Origin of the sequence: Helicobacter sp. 13S00401-1, assembly GCF_002272925.1 — a bacterium.
Classification (GTDB): Bacteria; Campylobacterota; Campylobacteria; order Campylobacterales; family Helicobacteraceae; genus Helicobacter_I.
This window is the reverse complement of the sequence record NZ_MLAR01000006.1, coordinates 66179-90221: the sequence shown is the minus strand read 5'-3', so window position 1 is coordinate 90221 and position 24043 is coordinate 66179. Positions and strand designations below refer to the sequence as shown.

Annotated in this window: 22 protein-coding genes and 1 tRNA gene; 9 read left to right on the top strand and 14 right to left on the bottom strand. The window is 35.5% G+C overall.

Annotated elements, in window-relative coordinates; genetic code table 11:
* Positions 1–9: 9 nt before the first annotated feature.
* Complete coding sequence (locus BKH43_RS04775) at positions 10–1002, bottom strand: NAD(P)-binding domain-containing protein (RefSeq protein ID WP_095229124.1); 993 nt, start codon at positions 1000–1002, stop codon at positions 10–12.
* Positions 999–1193: a cbb3-type cytochrome oxidase assembly protein CcoS gene (gene ccoS, locus BKH43_RS04770; protein WP_095229122.1), complete on the bottom strand. Its 195-nt coding sequence runs from the start codon at positions 1191–1193 to the stop codon at positions 999–1001. The genes BKH43_RS04775 and ccoS overlap by 4 nt, the downstream gene beginning before the upstream one ends.
* 104 nt (positions 1194–1297) lie before the next feature.
* Between ccoS and BKH43_RS04765 the strand changes: the two genes are divergently transcribed.
* The 3 genes from BKH43_RS04765 to BKH43_RS04755 all read left to right on the top strand — a co-directional run bounded on the left by BKH43_RS04765 (position 1298) and on the right by BKH43_RS04755 (position 4107).
* Complete coding sequence (locus BKH43_RS04765; RefSeq protein ID WP_095229119.1) at positions 1298–1720, top strand: hypothetical protein; 423 nt, start codon at positions 1298–1300, stop codon at positions 1718–1720.
* Positions 1713–2450 (top strand): glycosyltransferase family 25 protein, encoded by a 738-nt coding sequence (locus BKH43_RS04760; protein WP_095229117.1) that lies wholly within the window; start codon positions 1713–1715, stop codon positions 2448–2450. Before BKH43_RS04765 ends, BKH43_RS04760 begins: the two co-directional genes overlap by 8 nt.
* 223 nt (positions 2451–2673) lie before the next feature.
* The gene (locus BKH43_RS04755; RefSeq protein WP_095229115.1) at positions 2674–4107 is read left to right on the top strand and encodes an APC family permease; all 1434 of its coding nucleotides are present in this window, start codon (positions 2674–2676) and stop codon (positions 4105–4107) included.
* 1005 nt (positions 4108–5112) lie between these two features.
* On the opposite strand, the gene BKH43_RS04745 is transcribed toward BKH43_RS04755, so the two are convergent.
* Both BKH43_RS04745 and gabT read right to left on the bottom strand, forming a co-directional pair.
* Complete coding sequence (locus tag BKH43_RS04745) at positions 5113–6546, bottom strand: NAD-dependent succinate-semialdehyde dehydrogenase (protein WP_095229111.1); 1434 nt, start codon at positions 6544–6546, stop codon at positions 5113–5115.
* Entirely contained in the window at positions 6543–7802 is a 1260-nt protein-coding gene (gene gabT, locus BKH43_RS04740; RefSeq protein ID WP_095229108.1) for a 4-aminobutyrate--2-oxoglutarate transaminase, read from the bottom strand. Before gabT ends, BKH43_RS04745 begins: the two co-directional genes overlap by 4 nt.
* Positions 7803–8043: 241 nt before the next feature.
* Here gabT and BKH43_RS04735 point away from each other — a divergent pair, with 241 nt between their 5' ends.
* From BKH43_RS04735 to BKH43_RS04720, 4 genes are read left to right on the top strand one after another with little or no spacing between them, the layout of a single operon-like run.
* Positions 8044–8814 (top strand): 5-oxoprolinase subunit PxpA, encoded by a 771-nt coding sequence (locus BKH43_RS04735; RefSeq protein WP_095229106.1) that lies wholly within the window; start codon positions 8044–8046, stop codon positions 8812–8814.
* Positions 8808–9044, top strand: a complete 237-nt coding sequence (locus BKH43_RS04730) for an acetyl-CoA carboxylase (protein WP_095229104.1) — start codon at positions 8808–8810, stop codon at positions 9042–9044. The genes BKH43_RS04735 and BKH43_RS04730 overlap by 7 nt, the downstream gene beginning before the upstream one ends.
* A gap of 4 nt (positions 9045–9048) precedes the next feature.
* On the top strand, positions 9049–9921 hold the full coding sequence (locus BKH43_RS04725) for a carboxyltransferase domain-containing protein (protein WP_095229102.1): 873 nt from the start codon (positions 9049–9051) through the stop codon (positions 9919–9921).
* A complete protein-coding gene (locus tag BKH43_RS04720) occupies positions 9914–10870 on the top strand; it encodes a biotin-dependent carboxyltransferase family protein (RefSeq protein ID WP_095229100.1) in 957 nt (318 codons plus the stop codon). Before BKH43_RS04725 ends, BKH43_RS04720 begins: the two co-directional genes overlap by 8 nt.
* A gap of 56 nt (positions 10871–10926) precedes the next feature.
* Here the strand turns inward: BKH43_RS04720 and BKH43_RS04715 are convergent, their stop codons facing one another.
* From BKH43_RS04715 to ispF, 4 genes are read right to left on the bottom strand one after another with little or no spacing between them, the layout of a single operon-like run.
* Positions 10927–11403, bottom strand: coding sequence for a hypothetical protein (locus tag BKH43_RS04715; RefSeq protein WP_095229098.1), 477 nt, complete (start codon positions 11401–11403; stop codon positions 10927–10929).
* Between the two features lie 11 nt (positions 11404–11414).
* Entirely contained in the window at positions 11415–12587 is a 1173-nt protein-coding gene (locus tag BKH43_RS04710; protein WP_095229096.1) for a sulfate adenylyltransferase, read from the bottom strand.
* A gap of 16 nt (positions 12588–12603) precedes the next feature.
* Positions 12604–13491, bottom strand: coding sequence for a hypothetical protein (locus BKH43_RS04705; RefSeq protein WP_095229094.1), 888 nt, complete (start codon positions 13489–13491; stop codon positions 12604–12606).
* A 14-nt stretch (positions 13492–13505) separates the two neighbouring features.
* Positions 13506–14807 carry a 2-C-methyl-D-erythritol 2,4-cyclodiphosphate synthase gene (gene ispF, locus BKH43_RS04700; protein ID WP_172402316.1) on the bottom strand — a complete coding sequence of 434 codons (1302 nt, stop codon included), beginning with the start codon at positions 14805–14807 and terminating at the stop codon, positions 13506–13508.
* 149 nt (positions 14808–14956) lie between these two features.
* Here ispF and thiC point away from each other — a divergent pair, with 149 nt between their 5' ends.
* Entirely contained in the window at positions 14957–16306 is a 1350-nt protein-coding gene (gene thiC / locus BKH43_RS04695) for a phosphomethylpyrimidine synthase ThiC (protein ID WP_095229090.1), read from the top strand.
* 75 nt (positions 16307–16381) lie between these two features.
* On the opposite strand, the gene BKH43_RS04690 is transcribed toward thiC, so the two are convergent.
* The 6 genes from BKH43_RS04690 to BKH43_RS04660 form a co-directional block, all read right to left on the bottom strand.
* Positions 16382–17038 carry a CinA family protein gene (locus BKH43_RS04690; protein ID WP_095229088.1) on the bottom strand — a complete coding sequence of 219 codons (657 nt, stop codon included), beginning with the start codon at positions 17036–17038 and terminating at the stop codon, positions 16382–16384.
* Positions 17035–18033 (bottom strand): polyphosphate kinase 2, encoded by a 999-nt coding sequence (gene ppk2 / locus BKH43_RS04685; RefSeq protein ID WP_095229086.1) that lies wholly within the window; start codon positions 18031–18033, stop codon positions 17035–17037. Before ppk2 ends, BKH43_RS04690 begins: the two co-directional genes overlap by 4 nt.
* A 480-nt stretch (positions 18034–18513) precedes the next feature.
* On the bottom strand, positions 18514–19230 hold the full coding sequence (locus BKH43_RS04675) for a hypothetical protein (protein ID WP_095229082.1): 717 nt from the start codon (positions 19228–19230) through the stop codon (positions 18514–18516).
* A 278-nt stretch (positions 19231–19508) separates the two neighbouring features.
* Positions 19509–20294 carry a hypothetical protein gene (locus BKH43_RS04670; protein WP_095229080.1) on the bottom strand — a complete coding sequence of 262 codons (786 nt, stop codon included), beginning with the start codon at positions 20292–20294 and terminating at the stop codon, positions 19509–19511.
* A 180-nt stretch (positions 20295–20474) separates the two neighbouring features.
* Positions 20475–22496 carry a ferrous iron transport protein B gene (feoB, locus tag BKH43_RS04665; protein ID WP_095229078.1) on the bottom strand — a complete coding sequence of 674 codons (2022 nt, stop codon included), beginning with the start codon at positions 22494–22496 and terminating at the stop codon, positions 20475–20477.
* A 495-nt stretch (positions 22497–22991) separates the two neighbouring features.
* On the bottom strand, positions 22992–23684 hold the full coding sequence (locus BKH43_RS04660; protein WP_095229076.1) for an outer membrane beta-barrel protein: 693 nt from the start codon (positions 23682–23684) through the stop codon (positions 22992–22994).
* Between the two features lie 148 nt (positions 23685–23832).
* Between BKH43_RS04660 and BKH43_RS04655 the strand changes: the two genes are divergently transcribed.
* Positions 23833–23920 (top strand) — tRNA-Ser (locus BKH43_RS04655).
* The last annotated feature ends 123 nt before the right edge of the window (positions 23921–24043 follow it).

The window sequence follows — 24043 nt, the reverse complement described above, 5'->3', positions numbered from 1 at the left end:
ACCTTTACCTTAACTTAAACGCTTCCTTATACACTCTACTATATCTAATCCATTATTCATAGCTATAGCTATAGACCCGCCATTTTTAAATAGTATATCTCCAACTACGAAAAGATTTTTAGTTGGAGTTTCATGATTAGCATCAGCTAGCGGGACTCCATTACTATCAACCTTGATTCCACACTTATGTAAAAAGTCAAGTGGAGCCACCCCACCTATAGCATAAACTATGCGGTCATAAATATCACTGCTACCATCAGTGAAATTAACTTTTATACTATCTCTTTCAGCATCACCACTTCTACTTGGAACTGCTTCTAAACTAGTTATATCCACACCAAACTTACCTAGTAGTTTTTTAGAATCTAGTACTTTTTTTAAAGCTTCTGCATTAGTATCATTAATCCTAGTAAACTCAGCCTTTCTATAGTTTAAAGTAGTCTCGGTTTGACTAGCTAGATCTACTGCATACTCAACTGCAGAGTTACCACCACCAACTACTAGTACTTTCTCACCTACTTGACACTCATTAGCATTAAAGTTTATATATTTTCTAACTGTTGGAGGTAGGGCGTAAGTTGGTTTATTAGGCTGTCCCATTTTACCTATGCTAACTATTACAAATTTAGCTTTAAAGATTTCATTACTAGTGCTTCTTATTACAAACAAGTCGCCATCTTTTTCAACTTTATCAATCTCAGTATTAAATCTAACATCTATATGATTACTAGCAACTTGGTTTTCAAAAAGCTCTAAAGTGCTTTCTTTAAATCCATCGCCAAAAGGTATATGGCCTCTAAGTGTCACTACTTGGTTTTTATAGTCTTTATCAACGTGTTTATGAGCTTTATAAAATTTATGTATAGTGCTTAGTATGCTATCAGTTTTTTCAAAAACTATAACGTCTTTGATGTCATACTTTTTACACTCAACAGCAGCGGCTATCCCACCAGGACCCGCACCTATTATCCCGACTTCATGTATTATATTTTCTGTACTCATTGTTTATTCCTTGGTTTTGTTGTTTCTGCAAGTTTATTTAAGTCATCTGTGCTATCAAAAAGCACGCCTTGCATCATTTTATCTTTGTCATCAAACTGACCATTTTTAAGCCCCCATAGAAATGCTATAAGTCCCATAAGGCCCATGAAAATTGACATCCCTAGCATAAGTGCTATAACCCAACTGCTCAAAGACAACTCCTTAGTGGCATAAAAATTAAGATTCTATCATATTTGACTAACTATGGATTGGATTCCTTTTTGCTTGTAAGTTTTCATATTTTGAAGGAGCAAAAATGCAAACTACTAACATAACTAATGCAAGACACATAGGACAGTTAACCTCAGCTAATGATGATAGGCAAGATAGGCAAAAAAGTCACATACCACTAGAGCACTTCCCACAAGATGTTTTTGTTAAATCACAATACACTCAAAAGATAGAAGGTCTAGGAAATGATATAAAAGGTGGCCTTAATGATATGACTAGCTTTCAAGCTTTAGCCAATAGACTTCAAAGAGAAGACATACTTAACTCTCATGATATGATAGCAGTAAAATTCTTAAGCATGCACAGCCCAACTTCAAAACTAGAAGATTTTGATAGAGTTTTGAGAAATGAAAACTTAAGCGTTGAGATGAGAAGTCTAATAGCCACCCTTATAAACAAACTTCACACTATAAACTATCTTCACTCTGGTCTTTTAGTTAGTGCTTAAAATCTTTATCATAAATCTTAGCACTAGCAAGGATCGTAAGGCTAGGATTCAAGATGAGATTAAAAATCTAGAATCTAAGAATCTAGATTATGCAAACTATGAGTTTATATTTTTTAACGCCATAGATGCTAGCAAAGATGAAGAAAAAGCCTTTCAAAAATATATAAATGATAAAAAAGCCTTGCGTAATCGCGCCATGCCCAACACTAAAGGCGAAAATGCCTGCTATGCCTCCCATTTTTCACTTTGGCAAAAGTGTATAGACTTAGATACTCCTATAGTCATCTTAGAAGATGATGTGAGCTTAGAATCTAACTTTTTTAAAGCCCTAGAAGATATACAAAAAACTACTTTTTCTTATGTGCGTTTAATGTGTATAGAAGAAAAGGGGCTAAAACCTATAAATGAGCACTTTTTTTATACTTTAGAAGATGTAGCTGGAGGGCAGGGCTACTATCTAACTCCAAAGGCCGCACGTGCATTTAGTGCTATAAAGTACTGGGACTTGCCAGTAGACTTACAGATGGACTATGTAGCAAGGCATAAGATAGATAACATACTTTATAAGCCCTATCCTATAAAAGATGAGTTAGTGCTAACTACAACCTTACCTAATCGCTATGGGATAAAAAAGCCTTTGGCATATAAGCTTTTAAGAGAGTTTTTTAGAATCTTTACTCAAAGTAAAAAAGCTATCTTTAAAGCATGTTACAAACCACCAAAGATATAAGCAAACCTTAAAGCCTTTTAAGTCTAACTAGCCTTAGATTCCATGTCTTAAATCTTTATATATGTAGTATATTGTTACTTGATACTTACTATATGTGTAAAAACGTTATAAATACTCCTCTTATAAATGTAAATTTTTTAAATTATTAACACTATCCACTATCTTCTTGTACTCTAAATCTATATAGACAACACAAAAAGTAACTATTAGATTAAGGAAAGACATGCAACAAAGTGGAACAGACTTTAAAAAAGTTTTGGGTAATAAAGAAGTTTTAGCCCTTGCATTTGGAGCGATGATAGGCTGGGGATGGATAGTTTTAACTGGTGGTTGGGTTACAAGTGCTGGAAGCATGGGGGCAATCATTGCTATGGCCTTAGGCTCAGTAGCTATAATCTTTATAGGGCTTTGTTATGCTGAGCTTGCTAGTACTTATCCTTTTGAAGGTGGGGCATTAATCTTTTCTTTTAAGGCCATGGGGCACTTCCCTTCTTTTATATGCACATGGGCTTTAATCCTTGGCTACTTTTCAGTTGTAGCCTTTGAAGCAGTGGCCCTCCCTACAGTTTTTGATAATCTCATACCTCACTATCAGCATGTGTTTTTATATAACATAGGTGGTTTTGACTTATATCTTACTTGGGTTTTGATAGGCATGATAGGAGCTGTCATAGTAACTTTTTTAAACTACTTTGGTATAGAGCAAGCTAGTGTTTTTCAAACTATAGTTACTGTGATCATAGTAGTCATAGGCGCTATCTTTTTTGTAGGTGCTTTGATAATGGGGCACTCTTCAAACCTAGAGCCACTTTTTAATCACGCAGATAATCATCACTTCTTTTCACCTGCCATAGCTGGAATCTTTTCTGTGCTTATCATGGTGCCTTTTTTGTTTGTAGGCTTTGATGTTATCCCTCAAAGTGCTAGTGAGATAAACTTGCCTCCTGTAAAAATAGGCAAGGTTTTAATCATCTCAGTAGTCGCTGCTATGTTATTTTACTGTGGGGTTACCTTTGCTGTAGGCTTTGTTTTAAAGCCTTCATTAATAAATGCTAATCTCTTAACTACTCCTCAAGCCATGCAAGCGGTTTTTGGCGGGCATAAGATAGGATTCCAGTTAATGATACTAGCAGGCATAGCTGGGATAGTCACTAGTTGGAATGCCTTTTTTATAGGCGGAAGCCGCGCTATATACGCCCTAGCTAAAGCTAAGATGTTGCCTTCTTTTTTAGCCTATATACATCCAAAGCACAAAACTCCTACAAGGGCTATACTTCTTATGGGACTTGCTACTGTTATAGCCCCACTACTTGGGCGTCCAGCACTAGTTTGGTTTGTGGATGCTGGAAGTTTAGCCATAGTTATAGCCTATCTTTTAGTGTGTATATCTTTTGTGATTTTACGTTTTAAGTATCCTAATGTAGAAAGACCTTTTAGGCTTAAAAAAGGATTAGTGATAGGGATTTTAGGCATCATAGGAAGTGCTATCTTAATAGTTATGTACCTACCTTTTTCTCCGGCTGCTTTAATTAAACAAGAGTGGGTTATCTTTGCAGTGTGGGTGCTTTTTGGTTTGTTTTTATATGCAGTTGCAAGGGTTAAGTTTGGAACTAAGGAATCTAAAGTTGTTATAGATAAGCTAATAGGCGATAAGTAAGGGGTTTTTATAAAGTGATCGTTTTATATAGGCAGCCATCTATACACAATGAGGTTTTTAATAAATGTCATTTTTTAAGCCGAAGGCATTCTCGCCCGTTTCGTGGTGTAAAAATGGCGTTAAAAGGATGCAGAAGTGCAGACTTAGCCATTTTTACTAGAAACGGATCAAGCGAGGCCCTCCCCTTGATTGCCGAAAAAGTACCTTTTTCGCAGGCTTTGCGGGAGTGAGGATGGGTTAAACCCCTTTTTGGTTAAAAGAAAATATATAGGTAAGAAAAAGTAAAAAAAGAAAGTGTTGGAATACGGGGCTAGTCAACCTTATAAAAAAACTAGTTAAGCGCTTAAGCCTTTTATTCCAAAATTTATCTTTATCAATTTAAAGCATTTGGCAAGGGGGACAGGGGACTTATATTAGCGAAGCAGTTCCCTTATCCACCTTCCCTAACCCCCGTAGCCCCCGCACGCTTGTTTTTACTACGTAAAAACGAAAGGCAAAAAGCTTAAATGCTTCATATGTTTTTTAAGTTATGTGTTGATTGGCGAAGCACTACTCGAGCCCGTTTCGTGGTGCAAAAAAATGGAAACAAGTAAGCAGAAGTGCGAACGCCATTTTTTTCAAGGAAACTTCGTTTTCAAGGAAGCTTACGCTTTGCTAGAAACGGATCAAGCGAGGCCCTCCCCTTGCTACGCCGAAAAAGGCTTTCTAAAGAAAGCCCTAGTTGCTTACGCAACTACACCAGTTTCAAGGAAGCTTACGCTTTCGAGGTTAAGGGGAGCGGGGAGGGGTTAAACCCCTTTTTGGTTAAAAGAAAATATATAGGTAAGAAAAAGTAGAAAAAGAAAGTGTTGGAATAAAGATTTAGTTAATAGTCTAAAGAGATTAGAGTTACCCATACAAAACGCTCTTTTTTCTTAAGCAGATTCTAAAACTTTTATAAAGAAATTATAAAGATATAGTGGCTTTATACCAAGGCCAAAGGCCTTGATATAAGCTTTATTTAATCTATCTTAAATCAAGACAGACATATTTTAACTCACAGTACTCTTCTATACCATACTTTGAGCCTTCTCTTCCTAGTCCGCTTTGTTTTACGCCCCCAAAAGGCGCTACTTCATTACTTATAAGACCTGTGTTAACTCCTACCATGCCATATTCCAAAGCTTCAGAGACCCTCCATTGACGAGAGGCATTTTCAGTAAAGATATAGCTTGCTAGGCCAAAAACTGTATCATTAGCCTTAGCTATAACTTCTTCTTCAGTTTTAAATCTAAAGAGAGGTGCTACTGGTCCAAAGGTTTCTTCTTTAAAAACTTTCATATTTTCATTAGCATCTAGTATCAAAGTAGGCTCATAAAAGTTACCTCCTAGAGAGTGGGACTTACCACCTAGGGCTACTTTACCACCATTTTTTATAGCGTCATTTACATGCTCTTCTACTTTTGTAACAGCAGCTTTGTTAATTAGCGGGCCTTGATTAACCCCTTCTTTTTCGCCATTACCTACTTTTAGATTCTGAAGTTTTTCTTTAAGTTTTAAAGCCACTTCATCATAGATAGAATCTTGCACATAGATTCTATTAGCACAGACACAAGTTTGTCCACTGTTTCTAAACTTAGAAACCATTATGCCTTCAACTGCTTTATTAATATCTGCATCTTCAAAAACTATAACGGGTGCATTCCCCCCTAGTTCAAGACTAAGCTTTTTGATAGTGCTTGCCCCAAGCTCCATAAGTCTCGCCCCTATCTCAGTAGAGCCAGTAAAGCTTATCTTTCTTACTATGTCACTTTTACAAAAGACCTTGCTTAACTCATCTGCACTGCCACTAACGTTTTGTAATAAGCCTTTAGGAAGGCCAACTTTTAGTCCTAAAACTTCTAAGGCGTAAGCACTTAGTGGCGTAGCACTTGCAGGCTTTACTAGCATAGAACAGCCACTTGCAAGGGCAGGACCTACTTTTCTAGCTATCATGGCATTAGGAAAGTTCCAAGGAGTTATAGCAGCTGTAACGCCTATAGGCTCTTTTAAAACTAAAAGTCTTTGGTTTTTAATCACACTTTGGATGATGTCTCCATCTAATCTTTTGCACTCTTCAGCAAAAAACTTTATAAAACTAGCCCCATAGCCTATCTCTCCCCTTGCTTCAGTTAGACTTTTACCCATCTCTTTAGTAAGTAATAAAGCAAGGTTTTCTTTTTCTTTTAATATCTCATCATGCCATGCGTTTAAGAGTTCTGATCTCTCTTTAGCAGTTAGCTCACGCCACTTTTTTTGCACTTTTTGAGAATCTTTTATTTTAGATTCTAACTCGCTAGCGCTAGTTTTTTTAACATAGCATAAAGTCTCATTTGTAGCGGGATTTGCTACTTTGATATAGTTTGGAATCTCTTCAAAAGAGATATCAGGATGGTTTAAAAGATGCTTTAAGTTAGTCATTTTATAGCCTTTAAAATACTTTGTTTTAGTATTTCTAGCCCTTTATCAAAGGTTGCTTCTTCAATAGTTAGAGGATATAAAAAGCGTATAACATTGCCATAAACTCCACAAGTTAAAAGTAAAAGGCCAGATTCCATAGCTAGTTTTTGAACCTTGGAGGCTACTTCTAAGGTTGGGAATCCTGCCTTTCCAAACTCTAAAGCCACCATAGAGCCTAGTCCTCTAACATTAGCAGAGATGTCTTCTTTTGCAATTAGTTCATTTAAAAAAGTTTTTAGTCTATCACCAAGATAGTTTGATCTATCTAAAAGCTTTTCTTCTTTAAAAACTTCAAGCACGGCTAGTGCGGCAGCGATTGAGACTGGATTACCCGCGTAAGTTCCGCCAAGTCCGCCTTTTTCTACTACATCTACAACTTCAGCCCTAGCACTAACTCCAGAAAGCACAAAGCCTCCAGCTATGCTTTTTGCCATAGTTATAATGTCTGGCTTAACATCAAAATATTCACTTGCAAACATCTTGCCAGTTCGCCCAAAGCCACTTTGTACTTCATCAGCTATTAGTAATATCCCATGTTTATCACATAGTCGTCTTAGGGCTACTACAAACTCGTTATTTGCGACGTTAAAGCCACCTTCACCTTGTTCTGGTTCATAGATGATAGCAGCTACATCGTTTGGAGATACAGTTGTTTTAAAAAGCCTTTCTATGCTTTTTAAGGCAGATTCTATGCCTATGTCATCACTAAAGTTAGGATATAAGGCATGGTAGACTGGAAAGTTAGGAGTTCCAAACTGCCCTTTATAAGGTGAGACTTTGCCAGTTAGCCCCATAGTCATAAAAGTACGCCCGTGAAATGCCCCACCAAAAGATATCACAGCATCTCTTTTAGTATAAGCCCTAGCGATTTTTACTGCATTTTCTACAGCTTCTGCACCTGTGCAAAAAAAGCAAGTTTTTGGATTTACCAAAGGAACTATTTCATTTATCTTTTCTGCCAAAGTTATGTAGTTTTCATAAGGGGTTATTTGATAGGCAGTGTGAGTAAACTTATCAAGTTGATCTTTTACAGCCTTAAGCACTTTAGGATGGCAATGGCCAGTATTTAAAACAGCTATACCTCCAGCAAAGTCTATAAACTCGCGTCCATCTGTACTTGTTATAGTTGCATTTTTTGCTTCTTTAGCATACCAGTCACAAAGTATACCTATGCCTTTAGGAGTAGCTTTTAATCTTCGCTCGGTTAGTTTTTCCATAGAAGTCCTTTTTTATCAATAAAGTTGTAAGTCATGGTATTAGATAAAATATGAAAAATGGGAAAGATTTACAAAATAAATAATCTTTCTTGAAATTATGTTACCTTTTGTAGGATTTTATATAAAAAGCCTGTATTTTAAAAAGTGAAATGCTTAATCTATCACCTTAAACTTGCTATCTTGTACTCAAGGCTAAAAGCAGTCTTATGCCTTTATAAATGCAAAAAAAGGAGATATTAGAGTGAAAACTTTCATAGATTTTAATAGCGATATGGGCGAGAACTTTGGCGCGTGGGTTATAGGAGATGGAGTAGATAGCGAGATAGTAAAGTATATCAGCAGTGCAAATATCGCTTGTGGATTCCACGCAGGCGATCCAAACATCATGGAACAAACTGTACTTAGCGCTAAGGCTAATAACGTTGGTATAGGTGCACATCCTGGGTTTAGAGACTTAGTTGGATTTGGAAGAAGGCTCATAAAAGAAGAGCCAAAAACTTTAGTTAATGACGTCCTTTATCAACTAGGGGCTTTGAAAGAAATGGCTAGTCTTCATGGAGAAACTTTAAGCCATGTAAAACTTCATGGCGCACTTTATCTTCACTCAGTGCTTGATGAAGGCTTTGCTTATGCACTAGTTGAAGCCTTGCAAAAACAAAATGCCACACTTCCTATCATAGGCTTTAGCTCCAAAAACTGCTACTTACAAAAAGCAGCTACTGAAGCTAAACATCCTTACATTAAAGAGCTTTTAGTTGATAGGGACTATGATGATGATGGTAATTTTGTTTTAGTGCGTAAGGCTAGGGCTTACACGCCTAGCGAAGTCAAAGATAAAGTAGAGCTAGCCTTAAAAAAGGGGTGCATAAAATCAGTCACTGGCAAAGAGATAGATATAGACTTTGAAACTATGTGCATACATAGCGACACTATAGGTTGCCTAAGTCTAATAAAAGCTGTTAAAGAAGCTTTAGATGATAATAATATAACTATAAGGAGAGCAACATGCTAGAGATAATTAGCCCAATACCAGGAACATTTTATAGAAAGCCTTCACCTACTGAAGCAGAGTTTGTAAGTGTAGGGAGTGTCGTTACTCCAGATACAGTAGTAGCTTTAGTAGAAGTTATGAAAACCTTTATAGAGATAAAAGCAGAGTGTAGTGGAAAGATAGTAGAAGTCTTAGCTCAAAGTGAAGCAGTAGTAGAGGCAGGAAGTGTTCTTTTTAGGGTAGAGGAGTGAAGCTATGGGATTTAGATATAGCTTAGCGGGTGATGAGTTTATCTTTGTAGAGATACAAGAGGATATGAGTTTAGAGGCTTTTTTTAAAGCACTAGAGATAACTAATAAGCTTAAGGCTCTAAAACTACCAGGCATAATTGATATATGCCCAGCTAATGCTAGCTATCAAGTAAGATATAACCCAGATTTGCTTGATGGTAGAAGATTACTTAAGATTTTAAAAGACTATGAAAGAGACTTAAAACTAGATTCTATAAATCTTGATACTAGGATCATAGAAGTGCCAGTTTTTTATAATGACCCTTATACTAAAGAGATAGTTATGCGTTTTAGGGATAGACATCAAGACCCAAGTCTAACTGATATTGAATACACCGCAAAGATTAATAACTTACCTTCAGTAGAAAGTCTTATAGAAAAACATAGCGCTAATCCATGGATGGTAACTATGGTAGGCTTTGTGGCAGGCCTTCCTTGGTTTTATCAGATGGTAGATAAAAAAGATCAGATAGAAGCTCCAAAATATCTAAGTCCAAGAACTGATACCTTACAACACACTATAGGACATGCAGGCTGCTTTGCGGTTACTTACTCAGTTAGAGGAGGTGGAGGCTATCAACAACTTGGAATCTCTCCTATGTATATTTTTAATTCTAATCTTGATGTAACCTACTTTGATGGCGAGTTAATCTTTCATAAGCCAGGGGATATAGTTAAGTTTAGAGTTATAGATGAAGCAGAGTATGCGCGCATAAGTGAAGAGATAAAGCAAGGAAGATTTAAACCAAATATAAAGCCAGTTAAGTTTAACTTTGAAGCTTTTCAAAAAGATATGCTTGGGTATAACAAAAAGATAATGGAGGTTTTGCATGATTAAGATCTTAAAAGCTGGCATTGCTACTAGTGTGCAAGACTATGGAAGAGATGGCACTTATGAAGCTGGAATCCCACCTAGTGGGGCTTTAGATAAGCTAGCTTATAAAGTAGCAAACTTATTAGTTGGTAATGATGAAAATGCTGCAGTCTTAGAGTTTACTTTCTTAGGGGCTACTATAGAGTTTATGGAAGATACAAGTATCGCACTTTGTGGTTCTAATATGATGCCTTTAGTTAATGGTGAAGAAAGACCACTTAACACATCTATAGAAGTTAAAAAGGGTGATATCTTTAGTACTAAGTTTGCAACCATAGGCCTTAGATCTTACCTAGCTATAAGTGGGGGCATAGATGTGCCAGTGATACTTGGCTCTAGATCTACTTATCTTTTAGGAAAGATAGGAGGATTTAAGGGGAGAAAGCTTGAAGATGGTGATGAGATAAAAACTTTTCCCCCACATCCTTATAAATTAAGGTCAGTTGACCTAAAACTTGAACCTATAAAAGAGTTAAAGATAACTATAGGAATCTATGCTCACTTATTAGAAGAAAGCTCTATAAAAAGCTTTTTAGAAGATGAGTGGGAAGTAAGTCAAGAATCTGATAGGGTAGGGTATAGATTTAAAGGTGGGAGGGCTTTAAAGTTTAAAGAAAGAAAGCCTCCTTTTGGTGCAGGAAGTGACCCTTCAAATATAGTCGATGCGCCTTATCCTATAGGATCTATCCAAGTTCCAGGTGGTAATCAGCCTATAGCCCTTTGTAGTGATGCTGTATCTGGTGGAGGCTATGCTTGCCTTGCAACCATCATCTCTACTGATCTATCAAAGCTTGGGCAGCTAAGGCCTGCTGAAAAGATATATTTCATAGAAGTGAGCCTTGAGCAAGCCCTAGCTGAAAGGGCTAAGTTTAAAAAACGCCTACTTGATATAAAAGCTAAGCTAGTAAGCTAGTTTTAGAATCTAGTTTTATAGAATCTTTAAAAGATTCTATAAATAGTTTTTATATCTTATAAAAGATGTTCTATCCTTAGGCCTAAACTATTTAAAAACTCACTTTTTTCAAGTAAAAACTTATAGATAACTACGGTAAAAAACCCACTTATGACGCCATTTAAAAGTGTGACTAAGATTAGGGCATAACTCTTATTAGTAGCTATTAGTTTTTTCATAAATGAAAACCTAAAACGCTCAAGTATGATAAAGATTATAAAACATAGTATTAGACTAAGTGGGTTAATCATGACAAGAAATGAAAAGCCTAGCCATATGCCTGCTGTTTTTTGTAAAAGTACTTTTTCTTTTAAGGAGTTATCTGTTTTTACTACTCTAAAACAAAGAGCTGCTAGAACAAGAGAGGCTATAAATATACTTTCTTTGAAGTAGGTATAAACTAAAAAGCCAGTTATTAAACTAAAGATATAACAAAGCAAAGTGCCAAAAGTCCCAAGCCTATAGATTCCAAAAAGTGTGGCTATATTAATCAAAACTAAAAAGCTTAAGTAAGAGATGTAGTTTGATATAGTTGCATAAGCTTTAAGTAAAACTCTTCTTCTGGAGCTTCTTGTACTATACCTTTTGAAGTCATCATGTCGTAATAAAATCTATTTAGTTTCTTAAATCTATTAGGGAAGATATGAGAAAGCATAATCGCAGAAATCTGTTGTCTTACAAACATAGCTGGTGGTAAAAGTCCAAGCTTGAAAAATTCTATAAAAGATTCTGAGTTATAGCTTATGTGGTGGTGGTGGCCGTGAGGGCAAACTTTAGTAGAAACTATAGTTCTACAAGTATCGCAATATACAAACTCTGAGATTATCTCAAAATCTATATCTATGCCTTTTAGCTCATCAAGTATGGAGTGGATTTGCCTATCTTTATAGTACACACCAAGTCCAGGGTTATGTTCACCAGTTATTATCTTAGTACAGCCGTAGTTTTTAGCTACTATGGCATTTAGTGCCATCTTGTTTTGCCCAGCATAAAGGTAAGTATCATCAATTGGTATAACAACTACTCTTTCTTTTTGCAAGTAGCCATCTATAAAAAACTCCACACATCTAAGCCTTAAATCATAGTCTATAAAACTTTTTTTATAAGGCTTAAGCAAGAAGATAACTAATATATCAGTATTCATCAAGGCTTCGCGAAGTATCTTTTCATGCACTCTATGAAGTGGTTCAGCCCTTATAAAAAAACCGGTGATATTTTTTGCATTAAGAGAAGTTATGGTGCTGTGAAGTTTTTTGAAGTAGTCAAGCTGAGGATTTTCTTTTAGTTTATACTCCCCACTTATAGCTATATCTCCCATACGTGCTGTTAGGGAAGGTAGGTCGTGTGCGCTAAAGTCTCCACCAGTAAGTTTTCTTATCCTAACATCTAAGTCTATGTTAAATGTAGAATCTACTTTTAGCTCGCCAACTACTTCACCTTCAGTTACTAGATCTATAAGCTCATGTTTCTTTAAAGACTTTAAGACTTCTTTGTTGCGCTTACCGCTTGGATTTAAAAGCAAGGGACAAGGGAAACTTTTACCTTCATACATGGAATCGCGATTTACTTGCTCCATCTCTTCTTTGTTCATAAGCCTAGTGACAGGGCTTAAAAGTTCTGCCTTAGCAAGTGAAAGCACTGCTAAGGCCTCCTTGTCTATGTAAATCTGTTTTCTCATAGTCTAACTTCTCCTTTTAATTCTTCTTTTTCAAGATTCCGTATTTTTTACGTTTTTCCCAAAGACTTTTTCTACTCATACCAAGTTTTTTAGCAAGCTCTACATCAGGATAGCGTCCTTCAAACTTTGATATCACTATACGTTCATAGTCTTTTACGCTTAGTATCTCGCTGCCTATTTCAAGGTTGTTAGCCATGCTTGTTATGTCGACAATTTGAGGGAATATGACCTTATCATCAGAAATCATAGAGATTATAAACTTCTTTTTTAAAGCAAAGTCTAAGAAGTCTTTTTTCTCTTGCTTTTTTAAATACTCAAAGTTAGTTATATAATAGATTTCATTATCATCAAAGTTGTACTCATTCCAGTCTATGCTTTTAAGATTTAAGAACTTAAAAAAAGTTTGCTTTTCTCTAGCATATTTCATAGCATAGATATCTGCACTTCTTTGAGAGTTGGCTTTTATCAGTATAGGTGGAGCATACTGTGGGAGATTTGGGACTTGAAGCTCATTTTCTATAAAAGCAAAGTAGCTTCTTAGGAATCTAATCTTAGTCTTTAAATCTTCACACTCTTTATAGTGTTCTATCTTTCTTATCACTTCATCCATGATAAAAGGTTTTATGATGTAATCTTTTGCGCCTAAAAGCAAAGGACGCATAACAGTATCATCACTAACATAAGAGGCTAGCAGTATGATGATACTGTCTCTAAACTTTAAGATGATATCTTTACACTGTGAGCCTGCTACGCTTGTTGAAAGCAAGAGGGCATCAAAGTTGCTAGGTTTGTTAAGTGCTTCTTCTACGCTTGAAACTATGGTACATGAATGTCCATTATCACCTAGTTTACTAGAAATGCTTTGGGCAAGGTATGTTTCATTTTCTAAAATCAAAACTTTCATGGCTATATTCCTTCCTATTTCTTTAACATTTTTAATGATATTTTTTTCATATTAACTACTGCTTGGGCTAAGATTCCTTCTTTTTTGCCTATGAAACCTAGTTTTTCAGTAGTAGTTGCTTTAATACTAATTTTGTCCTTACTCACTCCTAAAATCTTGCTTAAACTTTCTTGCATCTGTGTCTTATAAGGGTTTATCTTTGGGACTTCAGCAAGTAAGGTTAAGTCTAAGGAGATGAGCTTAAAGCCTACGCTTTTTGCGTAGTTGTAAACATTTTGTAAAAGCACTTTAGAATCCGCATCTTTATAAAGTGCATTTGTATCTGGGAAGAGTTCTCCTATATCACCATAGTTCATACACCCAAGGATGGAATCTATTATGGCGTGCAAGCCTACATCTCCATCACTATGAGCTTTAAATCCAAAACTAGATTCTATATGTACTCCACAAAGATACATTTTTTTGCCCATCTCAAAGGCGTGGATATCTATACCACTAGCACTAATGCTAGACTTATCCCATTTTAACTTTACATCATCTATGTAGGTTATTTTTTTTAAGGCCTTACTTCCTTTAATGAACACTAAAGGAGTTTTATAGTTATCTTTTTTGTTTTTCAAGTAGGCATAAATAGCACTACTTTCATCACTGTATTCTTTGTTTTCATCCCTAGCTTTTAAAAGAGCTGCTTTTAAGATCTTGGTTTGAGAAAGCTGTGGGGTTTGTATTAAGTAGACTTTAGACCTATCTAAGTAGTTAAAGTTTTGATCCTTTGAAGCACTTAGATCTAAGACTACGCTGTCAGTTACATTTAAGTAAGGTACTATGCTTGCTGGTAATGATTCTAAGAGGGGGGAGTTGTTAAAATTTTTATTAGAGGTGTTTTCAAGTAAAACACCATTTTTTGTAGCTGTTTGTTTTAAGGCCTTTAAGAGCCTTTTTACTATTTTTGTAGATGTGTTAAATCTAGCACTATCATTTACCAAAACTAAGTTTGAGTTAGTATAATCTAAGGCGTTTTGTAAGCTTTCTTGACGAGTAGTTCCACCAGTTACAACTTTGATATCTGAGTTAGCTAGTTTTTTCATATAAGAAACATCTTCTTTTGAGCCAACTACTATAACTTCATCCAAAGTGTAGTTTAGTAACATCTTGCTAGATAGCTTAACAAGAATCTTCTGAATCTTGTAAGTATTATACAGCCAGAGTGGGAGATCGTGCTTTCTAAGCCATTGTTTTTTGATATCTACTTTAGAGCCATAGGCAAAGCGCCTAGAGCTTCCAGCGGCTAGAATCACAACAGACAAAGACAGCATCAGCACCCCCATAAATATTCTTGTTGCAAAATTATACACACATTAAAGATGGATTTGACTAAATAGTAACATTTAATTTTTATGAAAAATGCTAAAACATAATATAATTGACCAAAGATAGTCCAACTATAAACTACTTAAGGAATAACATGTCAGTTTCAAGAAATGAATGGATAGAACAAAATAAAAACAATAAGATTAGAACACAACTTTATTACGCTAAAAAGGGCATCATAACTCCAGAGATGGAGTATGTGGCCAACGTTGAAGAGTTAGATTCTAAACTTATACTTAGCGAAGTGGCACGTGGCAGACTTATAATCCCAGCCAACATTAACCACAAGGCCCTAAATCCTATGGGTATAGGCATAGCCTTAAAAACTAAGATTAACTCAAACATAGGTAGCTCTCAGATAGTAGAAGATATAGATGAAGAAGTAGAAAAGCTAAAAGTATCTATAAAGTACGGTGCAGATACTGTTATGGACTTAAGCACAGGTGGCGATTTAGATTCCATAAGAGAGGCAATCATTGCCGCCTCTTGTGTTCCTATAGGCACAGTACCTATGTATCAAATCTTGCATGATGTTAAAAATGACGTTATGAAATTAGACATAGACATTATGCTTGATTGCTTGTTAAAACAGGCAAAACAAGGAGTAAGTTACTTTACGATACATTGTGGATTTTTATTAGAACATATGCCTTATGTTGCAAAAAGAAAGATGGGCGTAGTTTCTCGTGGCGGAAGTTTGATGGCATCTTGGATGATGCACTATCATAAGCAAAATCCTTTCTATGAAGCCTTTGATGAGATACTTAAAATCTGCCAAGAGTATGATGTAAGTTTATCTTTAGGAGATTCTTTACGTCCAGGCTGTCTAGCTGATGCTAGTGATGAAGCACAGTTTGCTGAGTTAAAAGTTTTAGGTGATCTAGCTAAGAGGGCTTATGATAAAGATGTGCAAGTGATGATAGAAGGACCAGGGCATGTACCTTTAAATCAAATAGAGCGCAATGTCGAGCTTCAAAAAGAGCTTTGTAATGATGCGCCATTTTACGTCTTAGGGCCACTAGTAACTGACATAGCTGCAGGTTATGATCATATAGCAAGTGCCATAGGTGCGTGCGTGGCAGCATGGAAGGGCGTAGCTATGCTTTGTTATGTTACTCCAAAAGAGCACCTTGGCCTTCCTAATGCAAAAGATGTAAGAGAAGGGATAATCGCTTATAAGATAGCAGCACACGCCGCAGATATAGCAAGAGGGCGTATAAATGCACGTGTTAGAGATGATTTAATGAGTGATGCAAGATATGGCTTTGACTGGAATAGACAGTTTGAGTTAGCACTTGATAGTGAAAGGGCACGCGAGTATCACGATGAAGCCTTGCCTCAAGATGTGTTTAAAGATGCTGAGTTTTGTTCTATGTGCGGACCAAAATTTTGTAGTTATAAAATCACACAAGATATATTTAAAAACTATAAAGAAGAAAGCTAAGACTTTAACTTTTTGTAAGCATCTAGGCTTAGGCTTAAAGCCTAGCTTTTAAGCCATTTTAAAAGCTTAGAATCTTTAAGATAGATAACTTAAGGCATTTAAGATAGCTTGTTTACAGGCCTTAGTTTGCATCTCTATCCTAGTGCCTTCAAAGCTTTCTTTAGTTACTAAAGGAAGCTTGTCTTTTGAAACTATGGCTATAAAGACATTACCTAGTTTTAAGTTGTAAGGAAGGTTTTCTATAGGGGAGCAAATGCCACTAGTTGCTAATGCTATGTCGCTTTTAAAAAGCTCTAAAGCACATCTTGCCATGTGTTTAACACACTCTTCAGAGTAAACGCCAAAAGTATCTATGATGTCTTTTGGTACTTTTAGTACATTAACTTTAGATTCTATACTATAGCTAGTAATACTTCCTTTAAAGCTTTGTGAAGCACCACTAATAGCTGTTATCTTGCTAGCTAGCAAGCCTCCAGTACAACTCTCAGCCATGCTTAAAGTTAATCTCTTAGATACTAAAGTATCTAAAAAAGCCTTGTAGATGTTTCCAACTATCACTCTTTGATTAAAAAGAGTTTTTAGCTCAGTGAAAAAAGATTCTAAGTCTTTGCCCTTAGCAAAGATCTCATCTTCATTTTTTGCACTTAAACTAACTTGATACTTGCTAGCTAGGCTAGCAGTTAGGCTAACTATATTGCTAGCTTCAAAACCTAAAACACTAAAGCTTCTCACTTCTTGCTAACTTCTATACTTTTTTTAGAATCTAGATCTTTTTTTGTATCTACTTCTTTTTTAGAATCTACTTTAGAATCTTGATCTTTATGGTGGTGATTGTGATGCTTATGCTCTTCTTTTTCTTCTTCTTTTATCATCTTTTCTCTTTCTTTTGTCACTCTACAAAAATTTTGTGCATAAAGACCTGTGATGTTAGGATCTGCTAAAAGACATACACTTGATTGATCCTTGCCTTCATAGTCTATGCGGCTTAGTAGATCTCTAGCGATATTAAGCCTAGCTCTTTTTTTATCTGTAGAATCAACTATCACCCAAGGACTATGTGTAGTGTGTGTTCTAGAAAACATCTTTTCAAAAGCTTCTGTATAGTCATCCCAAAGTTTTAAAGACTCTCCATCTATTGGACTTAGCTTCCAGATTCTAAGTGGGTCATCTTTTCGTCTTAGTATCCTTCGTTTTTGTTCATCTTGACTTACATTTAAAAAATACTTAAATATCATAGTACCACTTGCATTTAGCATCTGTTCTACATTAGGCACTTGTAAGATGAACTCTTTATACTGTGCTTGGGTACAAAAACCCATGACTTTTTCAACGCCTGCTCTGTTATACCAACTTCTATCAAAAAAGACTATCTCACCACCATTAGGAAGCTGTGATATATACCTTGCAAAATACCACTGTGTTTTTTCTTGATCGGTTGGTTTATTAAGTGCTACTACTCTACATCCTCTTGGATTTAAGTGATTAGTCAAAGCTTTTATAGTACCACCTTTCCCGGCCCCATCTCTTCCTTCCATGATGATGGCTATCTTTTGACCAGTCTTAGTTACCCACCTTTGGAGTTTTACTAACTCTATCTCAAGCTTTCTAAACTCTTTTTCATAAAACTCTTCTTTTAGCCTATAGATTCCACCTTTTTTGGTTTTCTCATAAACATCTTTAAAGTCTTTTTCTTCTTCTGGTCTTATTACTATTTGTTTCTTGCCCATATTTACTCCTTGTGGATATTAAAAATTGCATGATTTAAAACATTTGCTGTAAGTTGTAGGTATAAATACTAGTTTATAGATAGTATCAAGCATGCTTAAAGTCTACTTTTTTGATGCGCATTAGAGGGGATTTTTTGTTAAAAACAATGTGGTTTGTAAAAGATTTTTTTAAATAGATGTTAAAAATAAAACCTATAAAAGCCCCAGCAAGGATATTTATATTTTTAGGATTTATATTTGTTTTAGACTTTTTGCTTAAGGCTTCCATCTTTCCTCTTTTTGGTTCTTTTTTTAAGACTAAGCAACTTTGATAGTAGCTATCTTTGTAGCTATCTTGATTATACTTCAAACTCTTAAGAATGGGATTTATTTACTAAAATACCATCTTTAAATTTAACCTAACTTGCATATTATCAACAAAAAAAATGTGTCATATCAAACTTATAAGATCACACTTTCTTATTTTGATGCAAAGATAACTTATATAGCTATGCCAAAAGTTATCTGTACTCTATGTAGTGGCGCCTTAGCATCAAGCTGGGATACATAAGGGGTTTGAAAAGAGCCTTCTAAACCTATAGTTGAGTAGCTTTTAGTGCTGCCATATTTTGGCAAGTCTATCTTAAAGCCATAGTTTGCTGCCCAAGTGTTATGCATAGTTGATTGTAAAAATTGAGAGTAGCTAGCTCCTATAAAAAATGTAGTCCATATAGAATCTATATGCACACCAACTAAACCACCATACATCAAGTTTATATAGTCTATAGTGCCTGCTACTACTCCATAATCAGTCTTTATAAATTTAGAGCTATAGTCTAGTTTTGGCTTTTTGCTTGTGGTGATGGTTGTTTGAGTGCTACTAGTTGTCCCGATTATATTATCGCCTTGCTGATTTGCATATATGAGGGCTGAGTAGTCAAACTTTACAAAGGGTGCAAAGCGGAAGGTTTTACCTATCCACGGCCTTATGTAAAGACCCATACTAGTCCTTGCTGAGTAGTCTTCAAAGCTAGCGTTACTTGGCTTAGTGTTTTTATCTATATAGATTGTATGAAGACTGCTATCCCTCCTAGCATCTACGCCTAAAGAAGCTCCGGCTTCAAAGTGAAACATATCTGAAGCATAAGTTGAAGTACTTAGTGCACTAAGCATAGTAAGACTTATAATTATTTTTGATATTTTTTTATCTAAGATCACTGTTTTATCCTTTTTTGTTTTTTAAAGTTTGTTTAAGAAAGCGTTATCTCTAAGTGCTTTAAAACTTTAAAGATAAGCTAAAACTACTTTAGTTTCAAACCAAACAGACTAGTGTATTTATAGAACTGTTAAGATATTTTAACAAATTTAAGGGCTATATAGTGTGGTATTGATATTTTTAAAAGGAGTTTGTTAAGTTTTATACATATTTTATAAAAGATAAAATCCTAGCAAGCTTTAGTTTTAAAACTTAAAAAGCTAGCTAAGATCTTTTTGTTCTAATATTCCATACCTAGTATAAGTTGGATTCTATTAAGTGGTACTTTTGCACCTACTGATTGAACATAAGGTTGTTGATAGCTTCCTTCTATACCCACTACTGGTGAGCGGCGAAGACCATATCTATCTCTTTTTTCATTTTTGGAGTTATAGCCATAGTCTACATTAATCTTAAAGCCATAGTTTATAGCCCATGTGTTTGATACATTAGTATTAAAAAAAGTAGAGTAACTAGCCCCTGCAAACACAGTTGCGTTAATAACTGGAATCTGAAAGCCTAAAAGAGCACCAGACATAATGTTAGGATAGTCAGCAGTTCCTGCTAAAACACCTTTATTATTTGGAACGTAGTTTGAAGAGTTAGGGTTATAGTTTACGTGGTTATTAACCCGTTTTTCAGTTACTGTTGTAGTTGTAGTGCCCCCATTAATTGTTGTTTGGGCTTGAACTATGCTATCTCTTTGCTGATAGTTTATAAGCCCAAAAGAGTAGTCAAACTTTATAAAAGGGGCAAATCTAACTATAGTCCCTATCCAAGGCCTTATATATATCCCTGGAGTAAGCCTAGTAGAGTAGCTATTAAAGTTAGCGTCAATTGGCCTTACATTACCACTTATAAAGAAAGTATTAGGACTAAAGTCCCTCCTAAAATCAAAGCCTATGCCAGTACCAAACTCTATACTGACAAGATTACTCATCCTAGTAGAATCTTTTGCACTTAAAAAAGAAGTACTAAGTAAAGATATGCCTAGTACTGCAAGAGTTATCTTTTTTAAAGGTTTCATCGCTTCCTCTTTAAAGTTTAAAATTATTAAAAAAGTTTTTAGGCGCCTTAGTTTTACTAAGTAGTAAAAACTATCCTGTTTTAAAAGTATATCTCAATATATCTTGAAATATATCCCCATTTGAAGGGCCCTAGTCAAGGAAGGCATAAAGTTATGCCTATCTTTTAAGGGGTATAAATGCTAGTGGAGATAAAAGAGTGAGGCTATAAGGTAGCCTATATAAGCAAAGATATATGCTACTACTGTAGTAAAGACTAGTAAGTAGAGGGCATACCACCTACGACCTGCTTCTTGGGCAAAAGCTATAGTTGCAGCAAAGCAAGGTATGTAAAACATTATAAAGAGTATGAAGGCAACTGAGCTTGGCACACTTACACTTTTTTGTAAGGCTTGTTGTAGTTTGTAGCCACCACCATCATCGCTATCACCTAGGGCATAAAGAACGCCTAGCGTACTTACTACTATCTCTTTTGCACTAAAGCCTGTGATTAAAGATATAGTTAAACGCCAGTCAAAGTCCATAGGGGCAAATACAGGTTGTATAAAGTTTCCAACCCTTCCAGCTATGCTGTAGTCAAGTTGTTTTTCTGCTTCAAGGTTTTGTAAGTCAGTTACTTTGGCGTCTAACTCATCATCTTTTAAGTAAGGATGATTAGCAGCTTTTGCTTGTTCGTTTTGAGTTTTTAACGCTGCGATTTGACTTTCATATTTATGTTCTACTTCGCTGCTTCTTGGGAAGTTTGATATAGCCCAAACTATGATAGCTCCTAGTAAGATAACAGTTCCTGCCTTTTTTATATACATATAGCACTTAGTCCACACACTAAACCAAAGTACTTTTAAAGTCGGCATCCTATACTTTGGCATCTCCATAACAAAAGGTTCATTATCCCCTCTAAATATGGTTAGTTTTAAGAGCTTAGCTAAGAGTAGGGCTACAAAAGACCCTCCAAAGTAGATAAAAAAGAGGATGATCCCAGCGTACCTAATAGGAAAAAAGGCCGCTATAAAAAGCGAGTAGATGGGCAGTCTTGCACTACAACTCATAAAGCCTATAACAAAAAGCGTGATCATTTTTTCTCTTTTGTTTTGTAAGGTCCTTGTAGCCATGTAAGCAGGCACTGAACAACCAAAGCCAGTAACTAGCGGTATAAAGCTTTTACCATGAAGTCCAAATCTAAAAAAGAGGCCATCAAGCAAGAAGGCCACACGCGCCATATAACCGCTACCTTCAAGGAGGGTTATGCCTATGTAAAGGATGACGATTAGTGGCACAAAGCTTAAAACTACCCCCACTCCTTGTATGACACCATCACCAACTAAAGAGGCTAGTGTGGCATTAGTTATTATTACTCCTACATGTCCACTTAGCCAGTCTATCCAGCCTTGTATAACATCTTGTAGCCAGCCTCCTATCTCAAAGGCCACTTCAAAAACTATAAGCATTAAAACTAAAAATATAGGTATACCCCATAGCTTATGCAAAAGTACAGAATCTATCTTTTGGGTGTTTTTTGCTCTATTCCGCGGTACTGTTTGGCACTCTCTTGCAAGTGCTTTTGCTGAGATGGCATAAGCACTTATATTACTTGATACTAAGATGTTAGGGGCACTTTCTTCTAGCTTTGCAGTTCTACTAAAACTAGTGATACTTGGCTTTATAGTTGGTTTTGGCGCTTCTTTGGCACTTGGGCTTTTTTGTTCTAAATCCTTATACATTTCAACTACTTCTTTTAAAAGTAGCTTAAGATTTAGGCCCTTAGCACTAACTGGGCAAGCTTTTACGCCAAGTTTAGATTCTAACTCACCATAATTTATTTTTATATTTTCTTTTTCTGCTTCATCTGTCATATTAAGAGCTAGGAATAAGGGCTTATTAAGTTCTTTTAACTGCAGGGTTAAAACTAGATTTCTTTCGAGGTTTGTGGAATCTAAAACATTTAAGATGATGTCATATTGTTCATTTTTTAAAAAGTCACTTACTATTTTTTCTTCTAATGAGTAGCCATTTAGCGAATAGGTGCCAGGGAGGTCTATGATGTCTATTATGTAGTCTTCATAGTGGAGTTTTGCTTCTGCTTTTTCTACGGTTACACCGCTAAAGTTTCCAACCCGGAGCTTGGAGCCACTTATAGCATTTATCAGTGAGCTTTTACCGACATTTGGCTGGCCAACTAGCACAACTGTGAATGTTTTTTTCATATTTTAATCCTGTAATTATAATATAGCAAAATATTACATAAGAAAAGATTTTCTACGTGTAAATATAATAATAATAATAATCATCTAAATAAAATTTAAGCTTAAATGCAAATAAAAATTACTTTTATTTTGAAGATTTTTTACTTTCGTTTTACCACTCATTTTGTGTCTTAGAATCAAGTTATATTAAGATGTATTAATGCCTTATCTTAAGAGGTATTTTAGTGGGTAAGTGCAAATAAGATGGTATGAAATTAAGTAGTTGATAGCTTAAGGATGACTATTAATTAAATGATGGTTTATAGATATTGCTACTTTGTTAAGTTTACTTAAAACCTTGCCTTATGAAAAAAAGATTCCAAACCTTTAAGATCATTTAGTAAAGAGTATAAAAATAGAGTAGGGGAAGTAATGTATAGATAAAACTAAGATTAAAAAGAAAGCAAAAGTGCTTTTATAGAGAAGAACTCTTGCTTGTTGCTATATATAAACTACTTAAAATACGTAAGAGTAGCTTACCCCTATATGTATAGGTCTATAACTGCCAATTATTGTGGGCGCTACAAAGTGAGTTGGATCAATGCTACCACTTAGATAGTCATTTCTTAGTATAGGTATCCTTGCAAAGATTTCAAATTTATTACTTATATTTATTAAAGCACTTATACCAACGTTTGCTACTGCGTTAAATCCAGAGACATTTTGACCTGACATATAGCCAGCACCAAGACCGGCAAATCCTCCAAAACTTAAGTCATTAGCACTATAAATATCAAGTAAAGCATCGACGTTAAAATACATTTCATGCATAGTTGGTACAGGGAGGTATCTACTAAGTTTTATGGATGCTATTGGCCCATAACTGTAGTTTCCATAAGCTCTAATCCCTATATACCTATTAAAGAAAAAGTTATATCCACCTTTTGCACCTACAAACTCTCCTAAGGAGTCATCTAGATGGCTTCCACCAGTATTATAGTATCTACCTATAGAAAAGCCAGTTTCTATACCTATAAAGACTCCTGTTTTATCAGTAGCAGTTACTATATCATGTGCATATGCTGCTCTTGAGTTAGTACAGATTCCATCGCTACATCTTCTTATAGCTCTTTCGTTTGCTGACATAAAAGTCGTACCAAGTGCTACAAGTGCCATTAGTGCTAGTTGTATTTTCTTTACATTAGACATCGTTTTTCCAAATCCTTTTTAGTTGTTGATGTGATACTTGCTGATAATAGTTCGGATTTTACAAGATTTATTTTAGTTTGTGATGTTTTTTTGTCTTTTTATAAGCTATTTTTTAACAATAATCCACTAGCATTAGCCTCTCTCTTGTGGGAAGATGTCCGAGCGGTTGAAGGAGCACGCCTGGAACGCGTGTAAGGTGCAAGCCTTCGAGGGTTCGAATCCCTCTCTTTCCGCCACTATAAAATCCCCCTTAAATTTAATCTAATCTTAAAAACCATACTTAGTCACTCTTAGCTACTTTTATATCATTTTACATCATTTAAAGCCCTAGTTTAGGAAGTTTAGTCAATACTTGTAAG

What these genes read in the sequence shown, in the direction of transcription:
- BKH43_RS04775 (WP_095229124.1), bottom strand. Translation starts at nt 1,002, where the DNA reads ATGAGTACAGAAAATATAATACATGAAGTCGGGATAATAGGTGCGGGT.
- BKH43_RS04765 (WP_095229119.1), top strand. Translation starts at nt 1,298, where the DNA reads ATGCAAACTACTAACATAACTAATGCAAGACACATAGGACAGTTAACC.
- BKH43_RS04755 (WP_095229115.1), top strand. Translation starts at nt 2,674, where the DNA reads ATGCAACAAAGTGGAACAGACTTTAAAAAAGTTTTGGGTAATAAAGAA.
- BKH43_RS04745 (WP_095229111.1), bottom strand. Translation starts at nt 6,546, where the DNA reads ATGACTAACTTAAAGCATCTTTTAAACCATCCTGATATCTCTTTTGAA.
- gabT (WP_095229108.1), bottom strand. Translation starts at nt 7,802, where the DNA reads ATGGAAAAACTAACCGAGCGAAGATTAAAAGCTACTCCTAAAGGCATA.
- BKH43_RS04730 (WP_095229104.1), top strand. Translation starts at nt 8,808, where the DNA reads ATGCTAGAGATAATTAGCCCAATACCAGGAACATTTTATAGAAAGCCT.
- BKH43_RS04725 (WP_095229102.1), top strand. Translation starts at nt 9,049, where the DNA reads ATGGGATTTAGATATAGCTTAGCGGGTGATGAGTTTATCTTTGTAGAG.
- BKH43_RS04720 (WP_095229100.1), top strand. Translation starts at nt 9,914, where the DNA reads ATGATTAAGATCTTAAAAGCTGGCATTGCTACTAGTGTGCAAGACTAT.
- BKH43_RS04710 (WP_095229096.1), bottom strand. Translation starts at nt 12,587, where the DNA reads ATGAGAAAACAGATTTACATAGACAAGGAGGCCTTAGCAGTGCTTTCA.
- BKH43_RS04705 (WP_095229094.1), bottom strand. Translation starts at nt 13,491, where the DNA reads ATGAAAGTTTTGATTTTAGAAAATGAAACATACCTTGCCCAAAGCATT.
- ispF (WP_172402316.1), bottom strand. Translation starts at nt 14,807, where the DNA reads ATGCTGTCTTTGTCTGTTGTGATTCTAGCCGCTGGAAGCTCTAGGCGC.
- thiC (WP_095229090.1), top strand. Translation starts at nt 14,957, where the DNA reads ATGTCAGTTTCAAGAAATGAATGGATAGAACAAAATAAAAACAATAAG.
- ppk2 (WP_095229086.1), bottom strand. Translation starts at nt 18,033, where the DNA reads ATGGGCAAGAAACAAATAGTAATAAGACCAGAAGAAGAAAAAGACTTT.
- BKH43_RS04670 (WP_095229080.1), bottom strand. Translation starts at nt 20,294, where the DNA reads ATGAAACCTTTAAAAAAGATAACTCTTGCAGTACTAGGCATATCTTTA.
- feoB (WP_095229078.1), bottom strand. Translation starts at nt 22,496, where the DNA reads ATGAAAAAAACATTCACAGTTGTGCTAGTTGGCCAGCCAAATGTCGGT.
- BKH43_RS04660 (WP_095229076.1), bottom strand. Translation starts at nt 23,684, where the DNA reads ATGTCTAATGTAAAGAAAATACAACTAGCACTAATGGCACTTGTAGCA.